Genomic DNA, 19,949 nt, shown 5'->3' with positions numbered 1-19,949 from the left:
ATGGGTCGAGCGCTGCGGGTCGCCGCGCTCGGCTCGGCCGCGGTGTTCCTGCTGGTGCTCGGCGCGGCCCTGCGGCCACTGCTGATCGCCGAGACCGCCACGCCCGCACCGGTGCTCGACACGGTCGAGCTGGGTTTTGTCCAGGACATGACCGCCCACCATCAGCAGGCGCTGATCCTGGTCGAACGGCTCGACCCCGCCGCCGATCCGTCCGTGCGCAAGATGGCCGACCAGATCGCCGACGTCCAGCGGGTGGAGATCGGCACCCTGCTCGGCTGGACCCAGCTCGCGGGCGCGGCCCCGACCTCCGCGCGACCGGTGGCCTGGATGGCGAATTCCAACGGGCACCACCATGATTCGACGGCGGGGATGCCGGGCATGGCCACCACCGCCGACCTCGACGCCCTCTCCGCCGCGCGCGGCGCCGACGCCGAAACCCTGTTCCTGCAACTGATGTATCGCCACCACTCGGGCGGCGTCACCATGGCCCGCGCCGCCGACGCCCTGCTCACCTCCGGTCCGGTGAAACAGGCCGCCCGCGCCATGGCGCAGTCCCAGAGCCAGGAGATGGGCTACCTCGGGATGCTCCTGGACGCCCGGGGAGTCCGCCCCTGAACCACCCGGCGCCGTCGGCGTCGCGTCGCTACGATGCGCTCGGGCCCGGCTGGGGAACGCCCGGGTCGATGGCGGTCCGTCCGACGGTGATGTGTCCGAATCCGCACGAGCGCGGCCCGGACCGGGTGAGCACAACGTCATCGTGGGGCAACTGCCCAGAAAATCGCAGGCAATGGCTGATGCGGACGATGTGTCGGATTGCCGGTGAATTGTGGGCGGAGGCTGGACGTGGTGGTGAGCGCGCGAGCGGGCGTGGTTGTTCCGGCCGTGGGATGTGGGCTGGCCGAGGTGCGGGCCCGGATCGCCGCGCGCCTGCTGCCGATCGGCGTGCGCGAGCTACCCGTGGCCGACGCGATCGGCGCCACCCTGGCCACCGCGCTGACGACCGGCGGCCCGCTCCCCCGGGTGGACAGCGCGGCGATGGACGGCTACGCCGTCGCGGGCCCTGGGCCGTGGTGGAGCCTCCACCAGCAGGTCAGGTACGCCGGACGCAACTGCTCGGTGGTGCTCGCGCCCGGTGAGGCGGTGCGCATCGCCACCGGCGCCGCCACCCCACTCGGCACCACCGCCACCCTGCGCGACGAACACGTGGTGACGACCACCGTCTCCGGCAAGCCGGTGGTCATGCGCGCGCCCGGCGCCCCCGTCCGTGACGACACCCGCCGCCAGGGCGAGCACTGGGACAGCGGGGTCCAGCTGGCCAGCGCGGGCACCCGCGTGTCGGCCGCGCTGGCCTCCGCGGCGCTGAGCGCCGAAGCCGAGACCGTCACGGTGCGTGGTCCGCTGCGCGCCGACGTGGTGATGACCGGCGACGAGATCCGCGCCGTCGGCCCGCTCGGCGCGAACGAGACCAGGGACTCGCTCGGCCCGGTGCTGCCCCAGTTCCTGCGCTGCTGCGATATCGAGAGCACCGGGCTGTGGCATCTCGCCGACGGCGAAGACCTGCTGCGCTCCTGGCTGACCCTGAAATCCCACGCCGACCTGGTGGTGATGGTCGGGGCGACCGGGCGCGGCGCGGCCGACCACCTGCGCGCCCTGCTGGCCGACCTGGGCGCCCGGATCGTGGTCGAGCGCGCCGCCATCCGGCCGGGCGGCTCCACCCTGGTGGCCCAGCTCCCCGACGGCCGGGTGCTGCTCGGCCTGCCCGGCAACCCGTTCGCCGCGATCGCGGCCCTGCTCGCCATCGGCCCCGCCGTCGTCGACGCCCTCACCCAGCGCACCCCCGGACCCACCATGTGGGGCAGGCTCTCGGACGCGGGCGTGCTCGAGGGCGCCTCGACCCGGCTGGTCCCCATCCAGCAGCAGACCGGGGGCGTGTGGCGCAGTACCGGTCCCGCGCACACCCCCCACCTGGCCGGGCTCATCGGCTGCCAGGCGCTCGCCGTCCTCCCGCCCGGCACCGGCCGGGGCACGCTGGTCGAACTGCTGCCGCTCCCCTACTGATCCCCTAGTGCCAGCGGCCGTACCGGGGAAAGACCGCCCGTGCGGCCTCGTCGGCGACCTCGACGAGAATGCGCGCCAACCGGCTCGTCCCGGGCGCGCGCGCCCCACCGAGCCGGCCCGACAGGGACAGCGCGGCGACCGCGCCGGGCACCCGGCCCCGGATCGGCACGGCCACGCACGCCACCCCGACGACCGACTCCTCGCGATCGACGGCGACGCCCTGATGGGTCCGGACGCGATCGAGTTCCCGATGCAGCTCGGCACGGCTGCCGATCGTGCGCGGTGTCCGCTGCGGCAGCCGCTCCCGGAAGGCCAGTTCCACGACGCTCGGTTCCAGCGTCGCGAGCAGCGCCTTCCCGACGGCGGTGCAGTGCGCGGGCATCCGGCCGCCGAGCCGGGTGGGGATGCTGTCGCAGGACCGGCCCGTCGCCTTGTCCAGGTAGAGCACTTCGGGCCCGTCGAGCACGCCGAGGTGGCCGACCATCCCGGTCCGCTGACACACCTCGTGCAGCAGCGGGCTCACCGCGTCCCTGATCTCGTTGTGCTCGACGGCGAGCCCGCCGACCTCGAGCGCCCGCGTCCCGAGCCGGTACCCGCCCGGCGCGTGCGCCAGCCAGCGCAGCCGGACCATCTGATCGATGATGCGGTGCACGCTCGAGCGCGGCAGCCCGGTGCGGTCGGCCACGTCGAGCAGCGTGCGGACCGGATCCGGCCCGTCGAACGCGTCCAGGATCAAGGTCATCCGATCGATCATGGAGGACGGCGGCGGACCGCTCTGCTGCGCGGACCGGGGCTGGACGAGCACGTCGACCGTCATGGGTCACCTCATTTACCTAGCGATGGTGTCCCCCATCACAGTGCCGTCCCGGCGACGCGCGGGAATCGCGGAAACTACGGAGATCCCCCGTCGACTACGGATGTTTCCGCGCCCGCCGGGATCCGGTCCCACTCAGTGGTCCGCCGGGGCCGCCCAGCGGGATGGTCCGTCCCCGGTCACCGCGGAGATGCCACCGTCAGAGGGTGTTCCGGCTGACCCAGGCGGCGACCTGGGTGCGCGAGGTGAAGCCGAGTTTGGTGAGGATGTGGTCGACGTGGCTCTCGGCGGTACGGATCGAGATCACCAGCTCCTGCGCGATCCGGCGATTGCCGTAGCCCTTCGCGATCAGGCGCGCGACATCGCGTTCCCGCCGGGTCAGCACGTCCAGCCCGCCGGGCGCGGCCGCCGGGACCGGGGGCGGCGCGGTGTCCATCGCGTAGTCCACAGCGTCGTCGAGGCTCAGCGCGGCACCCGCGTCGAAGCACGCGGCGAACTCCTGTTCCCCCAGCGCGGCGAGGACCTGATCGCGCACCCGCTGCCCGATGAGCTGGGTCATCGCGTGCGCCAGCCGTTGCGAACTGCCCTGGCGGACAGTCGATGCCGCCCCCATCAGGCGGGCGGCGCGCACCGGGTCGCCGTCGGCGGCGGCCGCCCAGGCCAGGCCGTCCACACTGGTGGCGAGCCACGCGCACCGATCGAAGAGCCGGAACAACTCGATCGACCGGCGCAGCGACGTGACGGCGCCGCGCTGGTCACCGTCGCGCCACTGCTGGGTGCCGACCGCCCAGTACGCGAGACCGCCGAGCAGGTGCGAGCCGTGTTCGGTGGTCAGCGCCAGCAGCCGCTCGGCCATGGCACCGGCGAGCGGGTCGTCCAGGGCCAGCGCGCAGACGGCGGCGAACGCCAGGCTCTCCATCTCCACCCGGGGGTGCGCGCACTCGTGCGCGCTCACCGACGCCGCCACCGAGATGTCGAGCGCGTCGCGCAGCTCGCCCGCGCCGAAGGCCAGGACCGCCCCCGCCATCGCGGCCTCGGCCCGCACGTCGGCCGACCCGGATTCGGCCGCGATCTCGGTCCCGGCCCTGGCGAACTCCGCCGCCGTCTCGGTGTCGGACAGCATCGCCGCCATCACCGAGCTCACGGTCAGCGCCCTGGCCCGATCGACCGTGCGCTCGGTGTCCTTGGCCAGCGCCTCGGACAGCCAGCGATACCCCTCCAGGAGGAAATGACAGTGCTCCCAGAACGGCCACAGCTCGGTCGCGATCTCCAGCGCGCGCCGGGCACCGGCCGGATCGCCGAGTGAGAATTGCAGTGCCGCACGGAGATTCGCGTGCTCCCGGCTGAGGTCGCGGAACCAGTCGACATCGGTGCCGCTCCAGTAGTCGGTGCGCCCGCGGCACGCGAGCCGGTAGTAGTACTCGCGGTGACCGACCCGGACCGCGTATTCGGCACCCCGGGCCCGCAACCGGTCGCCGGCGAACTGCCGCAACGGCTCGAGCATCGAATACCGCCCCGCCCCGTCGACCCCGGGACCGTAGGCCAGCACCGACTTCTCCACCAGCCCGGTCAGCGCGGCCAGCAGCGCGTGCGGCGCGTCGAGCAGGCAGACCGCTTCGGCGGCGTCGAGGTCGAAGCCGCCGGCGAAGACCGACAGCTGCTCCCACAGCAGTTGCTCGTCGGGCGTGCACAGGTCATAGCTCCAGCGGATCGCCGAGGCCAGGGTCTGCTGGCGGTGCGGGGCGGTCCGCAATCCGGTGGTGAGCAGGCCCATCGCGTCGTCGAGCCGGGTGAGGACCTGCTCGGGGGTGAACATCCGCATCCGCAGCGCCGCCAGTTCCAGCGCGAGCGGGATGCCGTCGAGCCGCAGGCAGATGGCGGCGAGGGTCGCCGCGTTGGCCGGGGTCCGCCGGAAAGCCGGGTCCGCCGCGGTCGCGCGGTCGACGAGCAGCCGGGCCGCGGGACTGTCGAGGTCGCCGGAGGCGGGATCGGGCACCGACAGCGGCGCGACCGGCAGGACCTGTTCGCCCGGCACACCGAGCGGCTCACGGCTGGTGGCGAGGATGCGCAGTCCGGTCGTCGCGGGAATGATCCGGTCCGCGAGCGCCGCGCACGCGCCGATCACGTGCTCGCAGTTGTCGAGGATCAGCAGCAGGTCCCGGTCGGCCAGGAAATCGGTGAGGACGGCCAGCGGCGCGCTGGTGTCGTCGCGCAGGCCGAGCTCCCGTGCCACGGTCGAGGCGACCAGGTTCTGATCGCTGACGTGGGCCAGTTCGACCAGCCACACCCCGTCGGGGAAAGCGCGCTGCACGGTCTCGCCGACCCGCCTGCTCAGCCGGGTCTTGCCGACCCCACCCACCCCGGTCAGCGTGAGTAATCGGGTACCGGCGAGCAACTGCTTGGCCGCCGCGACATCGTCATCGCGGCCGACGAAGCTGGTCACTTCCGCCGGGAGGTTCCCGGACACACGCCTGCCCACGCCCGCTACTTTCGCACGCGCGCCGAGCCCGGTGGCGGCTTTCGGCACACTCGCGGGCAGGCGGTCCCCGGCCTCAGCTGTGTTGCGGCGGCTGCCAGGGGCGACCGTACGGATCGTCCGGGCGCGGTGCGGGCGGCTGCTGCTGGGGTACGTTCGGCGGCGGGGTCGGCAGCGACGGGGGTTCTACCGGCGCAACGGTTTTCGGCCGCGGCGGCTCGAAACCCTCGACGGGGGTGCGGGCCGTGGCCTCCGCGGCGCGCACGGCCTGCTCGATCTTCGGGTCCGAGGCCGTCTCGAACCAGTCGGCGACATCGGAGTCGTCCTCGATCTTGACCGGCGGGTGTTCCTCGGTGGACGGCTCGTAGCGGAACACCCCGTCCTCGCCCTTGGTGGCGAAGTTCTGGGCGAAGCCCTCGAGCGCCTTGCCGAAATCGCTGGGCACCAGCCACACCTTGTTGGCGTCGCCGCGCGCCACCATCGGCAGCGTCTGCATGTACTGGTAGGCCAGCAGCTCCGGCGTCGGCTTGCCGTTCTTGATGGCCGCGAACACCTTCTCGATGGCCTTGGCCTGACCCTGCGCCTGCAGGTACGAGGCGGCCCGTTCACCCTGCGCGCGCAGGATGCGGCTCTGCCGCTCACCCTCGGCCGACAGGATCGCCGACTGCTTGCCGCCCTCGGCGGCCAGGATCTGGGCCTGCTTGGCGCCCTCGGCCGTCTTGATCTGCGATTCGCGGGTGCCCTCCGCGGTGAGGATCATCGCCCGCTTCTCGCGGTCGGCCTTCATCTGCTTCTCCATCGATTCCTGGATCGACGGCGGCGGATCGATGGACTTGAGCTCGACCCGGGCCACGCGCAGGCCCCAGCGGCCGGTCGCCTCGTCGAGGACGCCGCGCAGCTGGTTGTTGATCTGGTCGCGGGAGGTCAGCGTCTCCTCCAGCGTCATGCCGCCGACCACGTTACGCAGCGTGGTGACGGTGAGCTGCTCGACCGCGGCGATGTAGTTGCTGATCTCGTAGACGGCCGCCTGCGGGCTGGTGACCTGGAAATACACCACCGAGTCGATCTGCAGGGTGAGGTTGTCCTGGGTGATCACCGGCTGCGGCGGGAAGGACACGACCCGCTCCCGCAGGTCCACCTTGGCGCGGACGCGGTCGGCGAACGGGACGAGGAAGGTGAGCTGACCGGACACGGTGCGCGAATAGCGCCCGAGCCGTTCGATCACCGCCGCCTCGGCCTGCGGAACGAGAGCGATCGATTTGAAGACCACCACCACGACCAGCAGGACGAGGACAGCGGCCACGATCAAGGCAACCATTACTAGGGACCCTTCCAGACGACGGCGGTCGCGCCGTCGATCTTCATCACGTAGACGGTCACGCCGGCGTCGTACACTTCACTCGGGTCCAGCGGCCGCGCGGTCCAGACCTCACCGCCGAGCTTCACCTGACCCGAATGCGCCGCGACCTGTTCGAGGACGAGCGCCGACTTTCCCGGCAGCGCATCGACATTCGTCGGAATCGGGGGCGGGGAACCGAACTTGCGCCGCAGCACCGGGCGCACCCCGAGGAACAGCACGCCCGCGACCGCGCCGAACACCAGCGCGTCGCCCCACAGGGGTAGGTCGGCCGCGGCGCTGACGCCGGCGGTACCCAGCGCGGCGACACCGAGCATGAGCAGCGTGAGATCCCCGGTGAGCATTTCCGCCGCCGCGAGGACGATGCCCGCGATCAGCCAGACTATTGCGGCCACCATCCCAGACTAGCCGCGATCACGGCTTTCCGGGCGGGCTCGCCGACCCTGGGCGCGATCATGGCGTTCAACCGCTTTCGCGCGCCGCTGCCGCCGTCACGGGGCCCGCGCCTCTAAGCTCGGCCGGGTGAGTGGGCGTGACATGTACGGCGGCGATATCTATTCCGGGCACCAGCGAACCAGGAAGACCCCGGTGCCGAAGGTGAGCGCCGACCGCGATCTGGTCGTGGAGGACGCGGCGAGCGGATTCTGCGGCGCGGTAGTCGGTTTCGACCGCAGCTACGACGGCGACTTCGTGAAACTCGAGGACGGGCGTGGCGCGGTCCGGCTGTTCGCGCTGCGCGAGGCGGCGTTCCTGATCGACGGCAAACCGGTCACCCTGGTGCGGCCCACCGCGACCGCGCCCCAGCAGCCGACCCGGTCGGCCTCCGGGTCGACGCGGGTCGAGGGACTGCGCGCCCGGGTGGCTCGGACCAGCCGGATCTGGGTGGAGGGCGTGCACGACGCGGCCCTCGTCGAGCGCGTGTGGGGCCACGACCTGCGGGTGGAGGGCGTCGTCGTCGAGCATCTGGAGGGCCTCGACAATCTCGGCGCGAAGCTGACCGAGTTCGCGCCCGGCCCCGGCGCGCGGGTGGGCGTGCTGGTCGACCACCTCGTGACCGGGTCCAAGGAGACCCAGCTGACCACCGGCCTCGGCCCGCATGTGCTGGTGACCGGGCACCCGTTCATCGATGTGTGGCAGGCGGTGCGGCCCGCCGCGGTCGGGATCGAGGCCTGGCCGACGGTGCCGCGCGGCGAGGACTGGAAGACCGGGATCTGCGCGCGCCTTGGCTGGGGAACACCGCAGGAGGGCTGGCGCCGCGTCTACGACGCGGTCGGCTCGTTCCGCGATCTGGAGGCGCCGCTGATCGGCGCCGTCGAACGGCTCATCGACTTCGTCACCGAGCCCGAGTAAGTCCACCCGCAGGTCAGACAGGCCCTCAGTGCCCGCACACGATTCCGGGCAAACCTTTATGCTCGATGATTATGTGCTCTCCCAGTGCCACGCTGACGCTGTGGGCCGGCTCCTGGCTGGCCGGTACCAGCGCGCCCGACGACCTCCTGGAGGCACTGCACGCCTGGGCGGCGCGGCACACGCTGGCCGCGGGCGACCCGGTCACCGGCGGGCGCACGGATCTGCCGTGGACCTCGCGTGGCGAGGCCGCCGGCACCGGAGTCATGCCGCTGCTCAAGGTGATCCGCGAAGCGATGGCGCCCGAGGGCGCGCAGCTGCGCCTGGTGCTGCCCGCCCCCGGTGACGTGCGCGGCCTGCCGGTCGGCACCGCCTTCGCCGCCGACGCGATCGACGCCGAGGAGGGCCTGCTGCTCGGGGTGCCCGGCGAGCAGGGCACCGGCCTGATCCCGCAGTGGGACGACGACGAGACGCTCCAGTGGACTGTGTACAGCGTCGACGTCCCGCACGTCAGCGGGCCCGACATGTCGCTGGGGGAAGCCGAATACACGATGCGCGAGGCCGTCCGCGACGCCGCCGACGCGCTGATGCAGCTACACACCACCGCTGTCGGCACCGGCGACGCCGACCCGCGCGAACAGATCGAAGCGCAGCTGGCGGCGTATTCCCGGCACGCCTACCCCGACTCGATCCCGTTGCGCGCCAAGCGCATTCTCGACACCGCCGACCATGTGGCGGCGATCCTCACCGTCGCCCAGCACGAACCAGCCTCCGCGCCGACCTCGGCCAGCGCGATCGGCGCGCACGAGTCGCTGCTGCGGCCGCTGTGGAACACGATCAGGGAGGCCCGGCTGGTGGCGGTGCACGCCGCCGCCGGTCCCCCGCGCTAGCCGCCGGTCAGCGCCGGTAGGGCTGCTGGTACTGCGGCTGGCCCTGGTAGGGCGCGTACTGCTGCGGATACGGCATCGGCTGCTGGGCCGGATACGGCTGCGGGTACTGCGCCTGCGGGTACTGCGGTGGATACGGCTGCGGGTATCCGTGCGGCTGCTGGTACTGCTGCTGCGGATACGGCTGGGGCGGGTACGGCTGCTGGTACTGCTGAGGCGGCAGTTGCTGCGGCGCACCGGTATTCGAGCCGCTGCTGAGCTTGCGGATCACCACGATCGCGACGATCACCACGACGATGATCAGGATCGTGATCCACAACCAATCGGGCAGGCCGATGCCGACGCTGGTTCCCCCGCCGCCGCGGCGGGCCAGCACCGCGACCGGCGCGGACTGGAGCGTTAGTGCGGTTGCCGGCATTGCGGCATGAATCATCGGGCCTCCCCGTCTCGAACACCACCTTCCCTCGAAGGTCTGCGCGCAGATGCTAGCGCAGCGGCAGGCCGAAGTGGCAAGCGCCGGTTCGGAATCCGCGCACCCCGTGCTCAGCGGCAATCGTGGGCGGGCGGGACGGCTCCGGGCGGGAAGAAATCGATCCGGTTGGCATCCGATCGCGGCAGCAGGAAGGCCACCCCACCGTCCCGATTCCACGACTCCGGCAGCAGCAGGTACTGGTTCCCCGACTGCAGAACGAGTTTGAGACCGTCGTAGCGGAAGGGATAGGCGGCGTCGGACGCCGGGCACGTGAGTTCGGTGACGCCGGGCGCCGCCAGGCCGAGACGTTTGTCCGCGTACACCGAGACACTCGGCTGGTGCGGGAACTGCTCGACCTGCTCGATCGCCCGGCCGGTACCGACCGCCGCCGAATAGTCGGCCACCGCCCAGAACAAGCCGACCCCCACCAGGACGAACACCGCGCCCCACTCCCCCGCCGTGAGCACATCGGCGGCAGGTTCGTCACCACCCTGATCATTGCGCCGCACCCGCACCGCGGCGACGACCAGCACGACACCGCCGACCAGGCACAGCCCCGGCGCGCCGACGATCGACCGCAACGGCGACGAGACGACGATGCTGACCAGTCCGGCGACGACCAGCACACTCCCGACGACCAGGGTCGCGAGCACCAGCAGCCGACGCTGCGCCGCGCTCATCCGCGGCACCACGAACTCCTGGAACACCCTGCGGCCCAGCAGATACACCAGGAACAGGCACGCCCCGGCCGCGAGCGGAATGAACAGCGAATCCTGACTGCGCATCAGATAGTCCTGCGTCGTCAGCCCGATCGTCGTCGAGTTCACCCCGAAGTAGTCGAAGAACCAGTAGGCATGCGACCACCCGAAGAAGAACAGCAGCGCGGTCACCAGCGTGGTCGGCGCGGCGAAGTTCCGGATCATGGGCCCGAGGCGGGACAGACCGGTCTCGCCGGAAGGAGTGGCGGAGGACGCGCCCGGCGCCGGGGCGGCGGTCGACGCGTCCGATCCCGGCGCGGTCGCTACCGTCGCGACGGACGGTACGTCCGATCCCGACGTGGTCGCTGCCGTTGCGGCGGACGGTACCGCCGCGGCCGGGGTGGGTCGCGGCGTGCCGTTGTGTGGGTGGGTGGCGCCGGAACCGGTGGAGCCGGTGTTTGTGCTCATGTCGTCGTCCTTCGTCTCACCGGTCAACCGCCGGATGTTCCCGGCGGGGCATCGGTGCCGCTGGTGTCCGCGCCGCCGGTCGTACCTCCTGCACTGCCACCGGTCGAACCGTCGCCGCCCCCGCTGCTTCCGCCCGTGGTTCCGCCGCTGCCGGACGTTCCGTCGCCACCGGTCTCGCCGCCCGCGCCACCGCCGGTCGTTCCGCCGCCGCCGGGTGTGCCTTCGCCACCCGTTCCGTCTCCTGCGCCACCGCCGGACGGTCCGCCGCCGGATGTGCCCTCGCCACCCGTTCCACCCGCGCCACCGCCACCTGCTGTGCCTCCACCATCTGTGCCACCGCCGCCGGTCCCGGTGCCGCCGTTGTCATCGGTGGTGGGGCACGGCTCGGTGCCGGACAGGTTCACCGTGAGTGTGGTGCCGGGCTCGGCGGTTCCGCCGGAGGGCGAGAGGCCGCTGAAGGTGCAGACGCGCTCGTCCGGCGTGGTCAGGGCGAAGGAGAGGGTGAGGCAGTTCGCGTCGTTTCCGGCGTCCTGGCAGGCTGCCGCCGACGCGGCTTCGATGCGACCCTTCAGCTCCGGGGTGAACGGGCTGCCGATCTCGGTGAAGGACGGGATCTTGACCGGGGAGCCCTTGGCCTGGTTCCCGCTCCCGGGCTTCTTGGCGGGCGCCGGGCCGCCGCCCGCGGGCGGTCGCGCACCGGGGCCGACCGGGCCGCCCGGCGCGCTCCCGCCGCCACCGGCCTCGCCGATCGGTCCACCCGGTGCCGCGCCGCTGTCGGGTCTGTTCCCTGGTGCCGCACCGGAATCGGGGCTGCCACCCGGCGCCGTCCCGGCAGAACCACCGTCGGATCCTGACCGGTCTCCCGGCTCCGTGGCCGAGTGCTGATCGGCGGTCGCCGAGACACCGGGGTCCGCGGGCGCCGGTGCGAGCGAATCGTCGGCGGGCCGCACGCAACCAGCCGACAGGACCGCCACAGCCGCCACCGCGGCGAGTGCGAGCATCCGGTGGGTGCGCGCAGCGGTCCGACAGGTGCCGGTCCGGTGGCCGCAGGGCGCCGGATCAGGTCGAACGGGATCGCATCGCATCGTCCTCTCCTGTCGTGCAGGTGGGACGAGAATGCGCCGGAGCGGTACAGGGGCGCGCGCGTACCCGACTACTCGACCACGCGGGAGCGGTGTACGTGCGACGCGGCGTGGCGCAGGGCTGCGGTCGCGGTTCAGAAACCGCCGAGGGCGGCCTTCAGATCGGGAACGTCGAGGACGACCAGCGTGTCGTCACGGACGACGGGGCAGGTCTCGGTGGTGACGGTGTCGACGATGTGGCGATTCCAGGAGATCGCGGCGTTCGCGACGGTGTCCTGCACCGTCCACAGTTTCATCGCGCCGGTGAACGCCACGCGGGCGACCTGGGGGCCCAGCGCCTTCCACGTGCCCTTCTGGCCGTCGAGGATGCCACAGAGTTCGTCCACCGAGTCCTGGGAGATGGTGGGTTCGGTGGGAACCGGACCAGCGTCCTCGTAACTGGAGTCGTTCCCGCAGCCGCTGAGGCCGGACGCGGTCACGGCCAGGAGGAGCAGGGCGACGGCTGGTCGGCCGCGGCGGAGCAGAGTCGAACGCATCGGAAGTCCTCCGATCAGTCGAGCACAACTCCGCAAAGCCTACTCCCCGGACCCGGTCGACCCGGCGAATGTTTATCCGGTTGTGTTCAGGGCCTGGCCGGGCGCGCCGCCGGTGCGCAGCAGCCGGGCGCGCAGAGGGCGCCGTCCACGGTGCAGCCGTAGCCTGGCACCTCGCCGAGTTCACGCACCGGGCCCCCGGCGATCCGCTCCTGGACCAGTTCGACGACCATGCGCGAGAACCGCGGGTCGGTCCCCGGCGTCGCGGCGCGGGCGAAGGCCATGCCGAGCTCGGCCGCCTTCTGCGCGGCCTCGTTGTCGAGATCCCAGATCACCTCGAGGTGATCGGAGACGAAGCCGACCGGGCAGACCACGACGGCGTCGATCCCCTTGCCGTGCAGCACCTCCAGGTGATCGACGATGTCGGGTTCCAGCCACGGCACCTGCGGCGGGCCGGAGCGCGACTGCCACACCACATCGAAGTCGGCGAAACCGGTGGCGGCGGCACACAATCGGGCCGCCTCGGCGACCTGCCTGCTGTAGAGGCGGCCACCGTCGGCGGGTGGGCCCGCGGCGATGTCGGCCGAGACCGGGATGGAGTGCGCGGTGAACACCAGGCGCGCACCGTCGCGGCGATCGGCCGGAATCCGGGCGAGGGCGGCGGTGATCGCGTCGGCGAACGCGGCGATCAGCAGCGGATGGTCGAAGTACTGGCGCAGCTTCACCAGTTCCGGCGCACCGTCGCCGACCGCGGCGCGGGCACGGGCGATGTCCTCGTCGTACTGGCGGCAGCCCGAGTAGCCACCCCACGCCGAGGTCGGGAAGACCAGGGCCGAGCGCACGCCGTCGGCGGTCATCCGGGCGACGGTGTCCTCCACCTGCGGGTGCCAGTTGCGGTTGCCGAAATACACCGGCAGCTCGATCCCGGCGTCGGCGAGATCGGTTTCCACCGCGACGATGATGTCGCGGTTGAGCGCGTTGATCGGCGAGACACCACCGAAATGCAGGTAGTGCTGGGCGACTTCGTCGAGCCGCGCGCGCGGTACCCCGCGGCCCCGAGTGACGTTCTCCAGAAACGGGATCACGTCCTCGGGGCCCTCGGGGCCACCGAAGGACAGCAGCAGGAGGCCGTCGGTCATCAGTTGGCGGTGAAGCCCTCGGGGAACCACATGTTGTGGCTGGCGCCGCCGTCGACGTAGATGATCGAGCCGGTGGTGGCGGGCAGCCAGTCCGAGAGCAGCGCGACGATCGACTTGCCGACCGCGCGCGCGTCGGCGCCGTCCCAGCCGATCGGCGACGCGCCGTCCCAGTACTCGTCCAGCTGACGCAGCTGCTTGGCGTCGTCGGTGGCGGTACCGGCGATGGCCTTCGCCGCGAGGGTCTTCACCGGACCGGCGGCGATCAGGTTGGAGCGGATCTTCTTGGCGTAGCCCACTTCCCGGGCCACGTACCGGTTCACCGACTCCAGCGCGGCCTTGGAGACGCCCATCCAGTTGTAGTACGGCATCGCCACGCGCGGGTCGAAGTCCATACCGACGATGGAGCCGCCCTCGTTCATCACCGGCAGCACGGCGCGGGCCAGCGAGGCGTAGCTCCAGGCGGAGATCTCGAAGGACTTCGCCACGTCGGGGCCGGGGCCCTCCAGGAACGGCACCGCGTCCGGACCCATCAGGGTCTTGGGCGCGAAGGCGATCGAGTGCAGGACACCGTCGATGCCCTCGGGGGCCAGCTCGCGCAGCGCGTCGGCCAGGGCGCCCAGGTTCTCCTCGTTGGTGACGTCCAGCGGGATGGCGGGCGGCACCTCCTGCGGCAGGCGCTTGGCGATGCGGTCGATCAGCCGCAGCCGTTCCGGGATGCCGGTGATGATCACCTTCGCGCCCTGCTCCTGCGCGACCGCCGCCGCGCTGAACGCGATCGACGAATCGGTGATGATGCCGGTGACCAGGATGGTCTTGCCTTCGAGCAGTCCGCCCATGAGTTTTCGGTTCTCCTGAAATCTGGTGGTCGTTTCGTGCGCCACCGGATTGTCGGCGGCGCGGTGCGATCCGTTAGCGGGTCAGTGACCCATGCCCATGCCGCCGTCGACCGGGATGACGGCACCGGAGACGTAGCGGGAGTCCTCGGAGGCGAGGAAGCTGACCACCGCGGCGATGTCCTCGGGCTGGCCGAGACGCTGCAGCGGGATGAACTTCTTCGCCATCTCCTTCAGATCGTCGGGCAGCTCTGCGGTCATATCGGTCTCGATGAAACCGGGCGCGACCACGTTGGCGGTGATCGAACGCGAACCCAGCTCACGGGTCACCGAACGCGCCAGACCGATGACACCGGCCTTGGACGATGCGTAGTTGATCTGACCGGCCTGGCCGCTCATGCCGACGACCGAACCCAGGAAGATCATCCTGCCCCAGCGGCCACGCAGCATCGCGCGGTTGGCGCGCTTGGCACAGCGGAACGCGCCGGTCAGGTTGGCGTCGATGACCTTGGTGAACTGCTCTTCGGTCATGCGCATCAGCAGGGTGTCGTCGGTGATGCCCGCGTTGGCCACCAGCACCTCGACCGGACCCTGGTGCTCCTCGACCTCGGTGAACGCCCGGTCGACCGACTCGCTGTCGGTGACATCGCACTTCACTCCGAACAGACCCTCCGGCACCCCCGATCCGCGGTGCGTGACGGCGACCTTGTGGCCGTCGGCGAGCAGGCGCTGGGCGACCGCGAGACCGATTCCGCGGTTACCACCGGTCACCAGGACCGAGCGGGATGTGACGTTCGACATAGGGTCCAACCTATCTGTTCCGGTTCGTGTGCCCCGCGTCAGGGTCGCGGCACTGCGACGGCTCACAACGCGGGGCGAGGCGTGCTAGGGCAGGCGTTGACGATAGAGCAAACTGACCACGACGCCGGCGGCGACGAACAACATACCGAGCAGCAGCCACGGCCTGCTCGCGTCGCCACGGGTGGTCTCGTAGCCGATCTGTTCCTCGAGGGTGTCGTAGACGGCGCGCAGTTCGGCCAGCGAGGAGGCGGTGTAGAACTCGCCGCCGGACAGCTTGGCGATCTCCTGGAGCGAGGCGTTGTCCACGGGCACCTTCACCCGCTGCGAGCCCTTGCCGTCGGAATCCGGGATCTCGACGGTGCCCCATTCGGTGCCGAAGGAGATCGTGGAGACCGGGATGTTCTTGTTCTTGGCCAGCCGGGCCGCGGTGAAGCCGTGCCGCGGGTTGTCGACGTCCTTGTCGTCGGGCACGGTCTGCTTGCCGTCCGACATCAGCACGATGCGGGCGGGCGGCGGGGTCTCGGCGCCGCCGAGCACGGCGGCCAGGGTGTCGATCGACTGCAGGGCGGTCAGGATGCCCTCGCCGGTGGCGGTGCGCTCGGCCAGCTTGATGTTGTCGATCGAATGCTTGACGGCCTCGCGGTTGGTCGTCGGCGACACCATCACCGACGCGGTACCGGCGAAGGTGACGAAACCGAGGTTGATGCCCGGGGTCAGGCCGTCGACGAATTCCTTACCGGCCTTCTGCGCGACCTGCAGCCGGTTCGGCTCCACGTCGGTCGCCTCCATCGACAGCGACACGTCCATCACCAGCACGACGGTCGCGCGGTTGCGCGGCACCTTCTGCACGGCGGTGGGTCCGGCGGCGGCGACGGTCAGCAGCACCAGGCCGGCGAGGATCAGCGCGATCGGCACGTGCCGCATCGGGCTGGGTCGCGACGGGGCGACCCGCTCGAGCACGGACATGTTGCCGAACTGCAGCATCCGCTTGTGCCGGGCCCGCTGGACCAGCACATAGCCGAGCACCAGCAGGGCGACGACGACCAGGAAACCGAGCCAGACGACGGCCGTGAAATGCGAAATACTCACTGGCGAGGCACCCGCCCGCTCGGGGCGCCGAGGCTGTGGCGCCGGGTGGACACGAACCGGACCACGTCGGCGATCCAGTCCCGATCGGTCTGCAGCGACAGCACCGGCGCGCCGCAGCTGCGCAGCGCCTGCTGCACCTGCGCGCGCTGGGCCTGCGCGGCGGCCGCGAAATCGGCCCGCAGCGTGGGGGTGACGCTGAACTCGCGGGTGCGACCCGATTCCGGATCGTGCAGCACCACGTCACCGCCGTCGGGCAGCGCGACATCGAGGGGGTCGAGCACCTCGACCGCGAGCAGGTCGTGGCGCGCCGAGATCGCGCGCAGCGAGCGCTGCCAGTCGACGTCGCCGAGGAAGTCGCTGATCACCACGGCCAGACCGCGTTTGCGTTGCGGACGGCGCAGCGACTCGATGCCCGCCTTGAGGTCACCGCGCACACCGTCGCGGGCGTGCGGGGTGGTCGCGATGCCGCGCAGCATGGTCTGGGCGTGTAGGCGACCGCTGCGCGCGGGGATGCGCACCAGGTCCTGGCCCGTGGCGACGACGGCGCCGATGCGATTGCCGCCGCCGGAGGTGAGATGCGTGATCGCCGCGGCGGCCGCGATCGCGAGATCGCGCTTCTGCACCCGGCCGGTGCCGAAGTCCAGGCTCGACGACAGGTCGACGACGAGCCAGGTCTCGAGCTCGCGGTCGGCGATCATCTGCCGCACGTGCGGATGGGTGGTGCGGGCGGTGACCGACCAATCCATCTGCCGCACATCGTCACCCGGCTGGTACAGGCGCGCCTCGCCCGGCTCCGAGCCAGGACCGGGGATGAGGCCCTGGTGGTCGCCGTGCAGGACACCGTCGAGGCGGCGCCGCACCGTCAGTTCGAGTGTCTTGAGCGCGGCGGACAGCTTCGGGTCGGTCAGTTCACCGGCCCGGAACGACGGCGGCGCGTGGGACGACATGGGCACGCGGACAACGGGTTCCGGCGCACTCACTGGGGCGCGACGTGGCCGGCGGGCTGGGACTGCTGCCCGTTCACCGGCTGCGGCACGGGCTGTTGCTGGGCGGGCGGCTGGGGCACCGCGGGCTGCTGCGGCGCGGCCTGGCCACCGACCGCCTGGGGCGCGACCTGCGGCAGGCCGACGGTCTGCAGCACGCGCTTGATCACGTCTTCGGGGGTGACCTCGTCGGCGAGCGCGTCGTAGGACAGCACCAGACGGTGCCGCAGCACGTCCGGGATCACCTCGACGACATCCTGCGGAACGACATAGTCCCGGCCGCGGATCAGGGCGACGGCGCGCGCGGCGGCGATGATGCCGAGGCTGGCACGCGGCGAGGCGCCGTAGGAGATCCAGCTGGCGACATCGGGCATGCCGAACTCGGCGGGGGTGCGGGTCGCCGTGATCACCCGGACCACGTAGTCGACCAGCGCGTGGTGCACGAAGACGTTGGCGGCCAGCTTCTGCAGCCGGATGATGTCCTCGGGCGCGAGGACCTGCTTGGGCTCCGGCGGGGTCACGCCCATCCGGTAGATGATCTCGCGCTCTTCCTCGACCGAGGGGTAGTCGACGACGACCTTGAACAGGAAGCGGTCGCGCTGGGCCTCGGGCAGCGGGTACACGCCCTCGCTCTCGATCGGGTTCTGGGTCGCCATGACCAGGAACGGATCGGGCATCGGGTAAGTCTTGCCGCCGATCGACAGCTTGCGCTCGGCCATCACCTCGAGCAGCGCGGACTGCACCTTGGCCGGGGCGCGGTTGATCTCGTCGGCGAGGACGAAGTTCGCGACGACCGGGCCGAGCTCGGTGTCGAACTCTTCGCGGCCCTGACGGTAGATGCGGGTACCGATGAGGTCGGTGGGCACCAGGTCGGGCGTGAACTGCACGCGCGAGAACGAGCCGCCGACGACCTTGGCGAAGGTTTCCACGGCGAGCGTCTTCGCGACACCGGGCACACCCTCGAGCAGCACGTGGCCGCGCGACAGCACGCCGACGAGCAGCCGCTCGACCAGGCGATCCTGGCCGACGATGACCCGCTTGACCTCGTAGATCGCCTTCTCGAGAGTCTGGACGTCACGCTCCAGGGTGCTCGGCGTTGCCGTACCGGCGTCCTTCGCCAGCTTCGGCCCGCTCACACCTTCCGTCGAAGTCACCAACATCCCCGCTTTCGCTTTGGTCCTGTGCGTGCCGCCCCAACTATTCCAGGTAATCGCCCGGTATGCCGCAACCGGCCGGGAGTAGACCGGAATTCGTCATGACGGTGACGGGGCTCACGCGCGTCGGCCGATCGCGAGCCCGGGCGGCCTCACCGGCCACTACCAGCGACGATACCTGCTCATTCGGTGACGATGCGGACCGCGTACGGCATGATGCCGTCCTCGCGGACCGGCGAAATCTTCACGACATCACCGGATTCGGGAGCCTCGATCATCTTCCCGTTGCCGAGGTAGAGCGCGACGTGCGCGCTACCGCCCGGTCCCCAGAACAGCATGTCACCGCGTTCGCGGTCCTCGACGTCGACGCGGGTGCCGGCGTTGTACTGATAACCGCTGTAGTGCGGCAGGGAGACGCCGATACCGGCGAAGGCGTAGAGCATCAGGCCCGAGCAGTCGAAGCCGACCTTGTTGTAGTCGCCGTGCGCGTCGGCGGTGCCGCCGTCGCGGATGCCGAGGGTGGGTCCGTCCTCGTCCCCGCCGCCCCAGGCGTAGGTGACGCCGAGTTGCGACATCGCCCGGTCGATCACCGTCTCGATCGCGGCCGATCCGGTGACCTGCGGTTTCGTCGGTTTGGGTTGGGTCTTGCGCGGCGAGGCCGGGGTGGACTCGAGCTCGGTGTGCGGGCGCTGGCCCTCGCCGAGTTTGGCGGCGCGGTCGCGGGCCGCCTGGTCGGCGGCCGCGCGCTGGGCGGCGGCGTTGGCGGCGGCGAGCAGCGCGGTCACCTCGGCCTTGCGCTGGTCGTCCCAGGCCAGGAATACCTCGCGCTGGCTCTGCAGGCCCGCGACGGTCTGCCGGGCGACGTCGAGCGCGGACTGCGCGGCGGCGCGATCGCGCTGCAGGTTGTCGCGGGTGACGGTCTGGCTGTCGTATTCGGATTTGGCGACGGCCACCGCGTTCTGGGCGACGTTCTTCTGCTGTTCGGCGGCATCGGCGGCGCTGTCGGCGTCGGCCTTGGCCTGCCGGGCGGCGGCGTTCTGGTTGGCCTGCGCGATCTGGGTGCGGCGCAGCTCGTCGAGGACCTGGCGCTGGTTCTTCGACACCATGCTCAGCACCTGCGCGCGGTCCATCGCGGCGTCGGGTGTCGAGGAGGCCAGATAGGTGACGACCGAGCTGTTCACCGGCCGCACGTAGGCCTGGGTCGCGAGCTGATCGAAATCCTGGCGGGCCACACCGACTTTCGCGCCCGCGTCGGCCAGCAGCGCCTGGGAATCGGTGACCGCGGCCGCGGCCGCGTCGGCGGCGTCGCGCGCGGTCTGCAGGTCGACCAGCGCCTGGTTGACCGCCTCGCGCTTGGCGGCGAGCACATCGTCGAGGGCCCGTAACTGCTGATCGGCCGCGGCGACTCTATTGATCAGCACGCCGATCTCGCCGACCCGCGCGTCGACCTGGGCGCCAGCGCCCGCGATCTCACCGTCGGAGGGATTCGGCGGCGGCGGTGGCACCGCCGCGACCGGTCCCGCACTCGCGAGGACGGCCAGCGCCATCAGCAATCCTGCCGCTACCCGTAATAGACCTGGTTCGTCCTGCCTGCCCGCACCGCGCACGGCACCTCCGAGTGACTCGACTCGACCTACGCCACCGGCGCATCAGCCCACCCATCGACCACAGGAGTCGACCAATGCCCCCTGTACCACTGCTTTCACGATCGCGATCACCGCAACCGTACGACACATAGTTCACAAAGGAAACATCAGC

19 protein-coding genes are annotated in these 19,949 nt (G+C 71.2%); 4 read left to right on the top strand and 15 right to left on the bottom strand.

Annotated features, from left to right (window positions below):
- Together AB0H54_RS12900 and AB0H54_RS12895 are read left to right on the top strand one after the other, a co-directional pair.
- Entirely contained in the window at positions 1-615 is a 615-nt protein-coding gene (locus AB0H54_RS12900) for a DUF305 domain-containing protein (protein ID WP_357345738.1), read from the top strand.
- Positions 616-846: 231 nt separating this feature from the next.
- A complete protein-coding gene (locus AB0H54_RS12895) occupies positions 847-2,058 on the top strand; it encodes a molybdopterin-binding protein (protein ID WP_357345235.1) in 1,212 nt (403 codons plus the stop codon).
- A 4-nt stretch (positions 2,059-2,062) separates the two neighbouring features.
- Here AB0H54_RS12895 and AB0H54_RS12890 read toward each other — a convergent pair whose 3' ends face one another.
- The 4 genes from AB0H54_RS12890 to AB0H54_RS12875 form a co-directional block, all read right to left on the bottom strand.
- A complete protein-coding gene (locus AB0H54_RS12890) occupies positions 2,063-2,875 on the bottom strand; it encodes an IclR family transcriptional regulator (RefSeq protein WP_357345233.1) in 813 nt (270 codons plus the stop codon).
- 196 nt (positions 2,876-3,071) lie between these two features.
- Positions 3,072-5,351 carry a LuxR C-terminal-related transcriptional regulator gene (locus tag AB0H54_RS12885; RefSeq protein ID WP_357345231.1) on the bottom strand — a complete coding sequence of 760 codons (2,280 nt, stop codon included), beginning with the start codon at positions 5,349-5,351 and terminating at the stop codon, positions 3,072-3,074.
- A 73-nt stretch (positions 5,352-5,424) separates the two neighbouring features.
- A complete protein-coding gene (locus AB0H54_RS12880; protein ID WP_357345229.1) occupies positions 5,425-6,666 on the bottom strand; it encodes an SPFH domain-containing protein in 1,242 nt (413 codons plus the stop codon).
- 2 nt (positions 6,667-6,668) lie between these two features.
- Positions 6,669-7,100: an NfeD family protein gene (locus AB0H54_RS12875; RefSeq protein WP_355275945.1), complete on the bottom strand. Its 432-nt coding sequence runs from the start codon at positions 7,098-7,100 to the stop codon at positions 6,669-6,671.
- A gap of 142 nt (positions 7,101-7,242) precedes the next feature.
- Between AB0H54_RS12875 and AB0H54_RS12870 the strand changes: the two genes are divergently transcribed.
- The gene (locus AB0H54_RS12870) at positions 7,243-8,055 is read left to right on the top strand and encodes a DUF3097 domain-containing protein (protein ID WP_357345736.1); all 813 of its coding nucleotides are present in this window, start codon (positions 7,243-7,245) and stop codon (positions 8,053-8,055) included.
- Positions 8,056-8,126: 71 nt separating this feature from the next.
- Positions 8,127-8,942, top strand: a complete 816-nt coding sequence (locus tag AB0H54_RS12865; RefSeq protein WP_355275947.1) for a hypothetical protein — start codon at positions 8,127-8,129, stop codon at positions 8,940-8,942.
- A gap of 7 nt (positions 8,943-8,949) precedes the next feature.
- Here AB0H54_RS12865 and AB0H54_RS12860 read toward each other — a convergent pair whose 3' ends face one another.
- The 11 genes from AB0H54_RS12860 to AB0H54_RS12810 form a co-directional block, all read right to left on the bottom strand.
- Positions 8,950-9,357: a hypothetical protein gene (locus tag AB0H54_RS12860; RefSeq protein ID WP_357345227.1), complete on the bottom strand. Its 408-nt coding sequence runs from the start codon at positions 9,355-9,357 to the stop codon at positions 8,950-8,952.
- 125 nt (positions 9,358-9,482) lie between these two features.
- Positions 9,483-10,577 carry a hypothetical protein gene (locus AB0H54_RS12855; protein ID WP_357345225.1) on the bottom strand — a complete coding sequence of 365 codons (1,095 nt, stop codon included), beginning with the start codon at positions 10,575-10,577 and terminating at the stop codon, positions 9,483-9,485.
- Between the two features lie 23 nt (positions 10,578-10,600).
- Complete coding sequence (locus tag AB0H54_RS12850; RefSeq protein WP_357345223.1) at positions 10,601-11,578, bottom strand: hypothetical protein; 978 nt, start codon at positions 11,576-11,578, stop codon at positions 10,601-10,603.
- 215 nt (positions 11,579-11,793) lie between these two features.
- A complete protein-coding gene (locus AB0H54_RS12845) occupies positions 11,794-12,195 on the bottom strand; it encodes a hypothetical protein (protein ID WP_357345222.1) in 402 nt (133 codons plus the stop codon).
- Between the two features lie 86 nt (positions 12,196-12,281).
- Positions 12,282-13,331 (bottom strand): ferrochelatase, encoded by a 1,050-nt coding sequence (locus tag AB0H54_RS12840; RefSeq protein WP_357345220.1) that lies wholly within the window; start codon positions 13,329-13,331, stop codon positions 12,282-12,284.
- Positions 13,331-14,167 (bottom strand): NADH-dependent enoyl-ACP reductase InhA, encoded by an 837-nt coding sequence (gene inhA / locus AB0H54_RS12835; protein ID WP_218716513.1) that lies wholly within the window; start codon positions 14,165-14,167, stop codon positions 13,331-13,333. The genes AB0H54_RS12840 and inhA overlap by 1 nt, the downstream gene beginning before the upstream one ends.
- A gap of 81 nt (positions 14,168-14,248) precedes the next feature.
- Positions 14,249-14,965 (bottom strand): 3-oxoacyl-ACP reductase FabG1, encoded by a 717-nt coding sequence (gene fabG1 / locus AB0H54_RS12830; RefSeq protein ID WP_355275959.1) that lies wholly within the window; start codon positions 14,963-14,965, stop codon positions 14,249-14,251.
- 84 nt (positions 14,966-15,049) lie between these two features.
- On the bottom strand, positions 15,050-16,054 hold the full coding sequence (locus AB0H54_RS12825) for a VWA domain-containing protein (RefSeq protein ID WP_218716512.1): 1,005 nt from the start codon (positions 16,052-16,054) through the stop codon (positions 15,050-15,052).
- Positions 16,051-17,001, bottom strand: a complete 951-nt coding sequence (locus tag AB0H54_RS12820; RefSeq protein WP_355276014.1) for a DUF58 domain-containing protein — start codon at positions 16,999-17,001, stop codon at positions 16,051-16,053. The genes AB0H54_RS12825 and AB0H54_RS12820 overlap by 4 nt, the downstream gene beginning before the upstream one ends.
- Positions 17,002-17,030: 29 nt before the next feature.
- Positions 17,031-18,197, bottom strand: a complete 1,167-nt coding sequence (locus tag AB0H54_RS12815) for a MoxR family ATPase (protein WP_355275961.1) — start codon at positions 18,195-18,197, stop codon at positions 17,031-17,033.
- A 176-nt stretch (positions 18,198-18,373) separates the two neighbouring features.
- Positions 18,374-19,738 carry an NlpC/P60 family protein gene (locus AB0H54_RS12810; RefSeq protein WP_357345216.1) on the bottom strand — a complete coding sequence of 455 codons (1,365 nt, stop codon included), beginning with the start codon at positions 19,736-19,738 and terminating at the stop codon, positions 18,374-18,376.
- Between the last annotated feature and the right edge of the window lie 211 nt (positions 19,739-19,949).

The organism is Nocardia sp. NPDC050718 (genome assembly GCF_040654235.1).
Lineage (GTDB): Bacteria > Actinomycetota > Actinomycetes > Mycobacteriales > Mycobacteriaceae > Nocardia.
This window is presented reverse-complemented; position numbering and strand designations above follow the sequence as displayed.

What these genes read in the sequence shown, in the direction of transcription:
- fabG1 (WP_355275959.1), bottom strand. Translation starts at nt 14,965, where the DNA reads ATGTCGAACGTCACATCCCGCTCGGTCCTGGTGACCGGTGGTAACCGC.
- AB0H54_RS12870 (WP_357345736.1), top strand. Translation starts at nt 7,243, where the DNA reads ATGTACGGCGGCGATATCTATTCCGGGCACCAGCGAACCAGGAAGACC.
- AB0H54_RS12860 (WP_357345227.1), bottom strand. Translation starts at nt 9,357, where the DNA reads ATGCCGGCAACCGCACTAACGCTCCAGTCCGCGCCGGTCGCGGTGCTG.
- AB0H54_RS12890 (WP_357345233.1), bottom strand. Translation starts at nt 2,875, where the DNA reads ATGACGGTCGACGTGCTCGTCCAGCCCCGGTCCGCGCAGCAGAGCGGT.
- AB0H54_RS12855 (WP_357345225.1), bottom strand. Translation starts at nt 10,577, where the DNA reads ATGAGCACAAACACCGGCTCCACCGGTTCCGGCGCCACCCACCCACAC.
- AB0H54_RS12820 (WP_355276014.1), bottom strand. Translation starts at nt 17,001, where the DNA reads ATGTCGTCCCACGCGCCGCCGTCGTTCCGGGCCGGTGAACTGACCGAC.
- AB0H54_RS12815 (WP_355275961.1), bottom strand. Translation starts at nt 18,197, where the DNA reads ATGTTGGTGACTTCGACGGAAGGTGTGAGCGGGCCGAAGCTGGCGAAG.
- AB0H54_RS12850 (WP_357345223.1), bottom strand. Translation starts at nt 11,578, where the DNA reads ATGCTCGCACTCGCCGCGGTGGCGGCTGTGGCGGTCCTGTCGGCTGGT.
- AB0H54_RS12810 (WP_357345216.1), bottom strand. Translation starts at nt 19,738, where the DNA reads ATGGCGCTGGCCGTCCTCGCGAGTGCGGGACCGGTCGCGGCGGTGCCA.
- AB0H54_RS12865 (WP_355275947.1), top strand. Translation starts at nt 8,127, where the DNA reads ATGTGCTCTCCCAGTGCCACGCTGACGCTGTGGGCCGGCTCCTGGCTG.
- AB0H54_RS12880 (WP_357345229.1), bottom strand. Translation starts at nt 6,666, where the DNA reads ATGGTTGCCTTGATCGTGGCCGCTGTCCTCGTCCTGCTGGTCGTGGTG.
- AB0H54_RS12840 (WP_357345220.1), bottom strand. Translation starts at nt 13,331, where the DNA reads ATGACCGACGGCCTCCTGCTGCTGTCCTTCGGTGGCCCCGAGGGCCCC.
- inhA (WP_218716513.1), bottom strand. Translation starts at nt 14,167, where the DNA reads ATGGGCGGACTGCTCGAAGGCAAGACCATCCTGGTCACCGGCATCATC.
- AB0H54_RS12845 (WP_357345222.1), bottom strand. Translation starts at nt 12,195, where the DNA reads ATGCGTTCGACTCTGCTCCGCCGCGGCCGACCAGCCGTCGCCCTGCTC.
- AB0H54_RS12900 (WP_357345738.1), top strand. Translation starts at nt 1, where the DNA reads ATGGGTCGAGCGCTGCGGGTCGCCGCGCTCGGCTCGGCCGCGGTGTTC.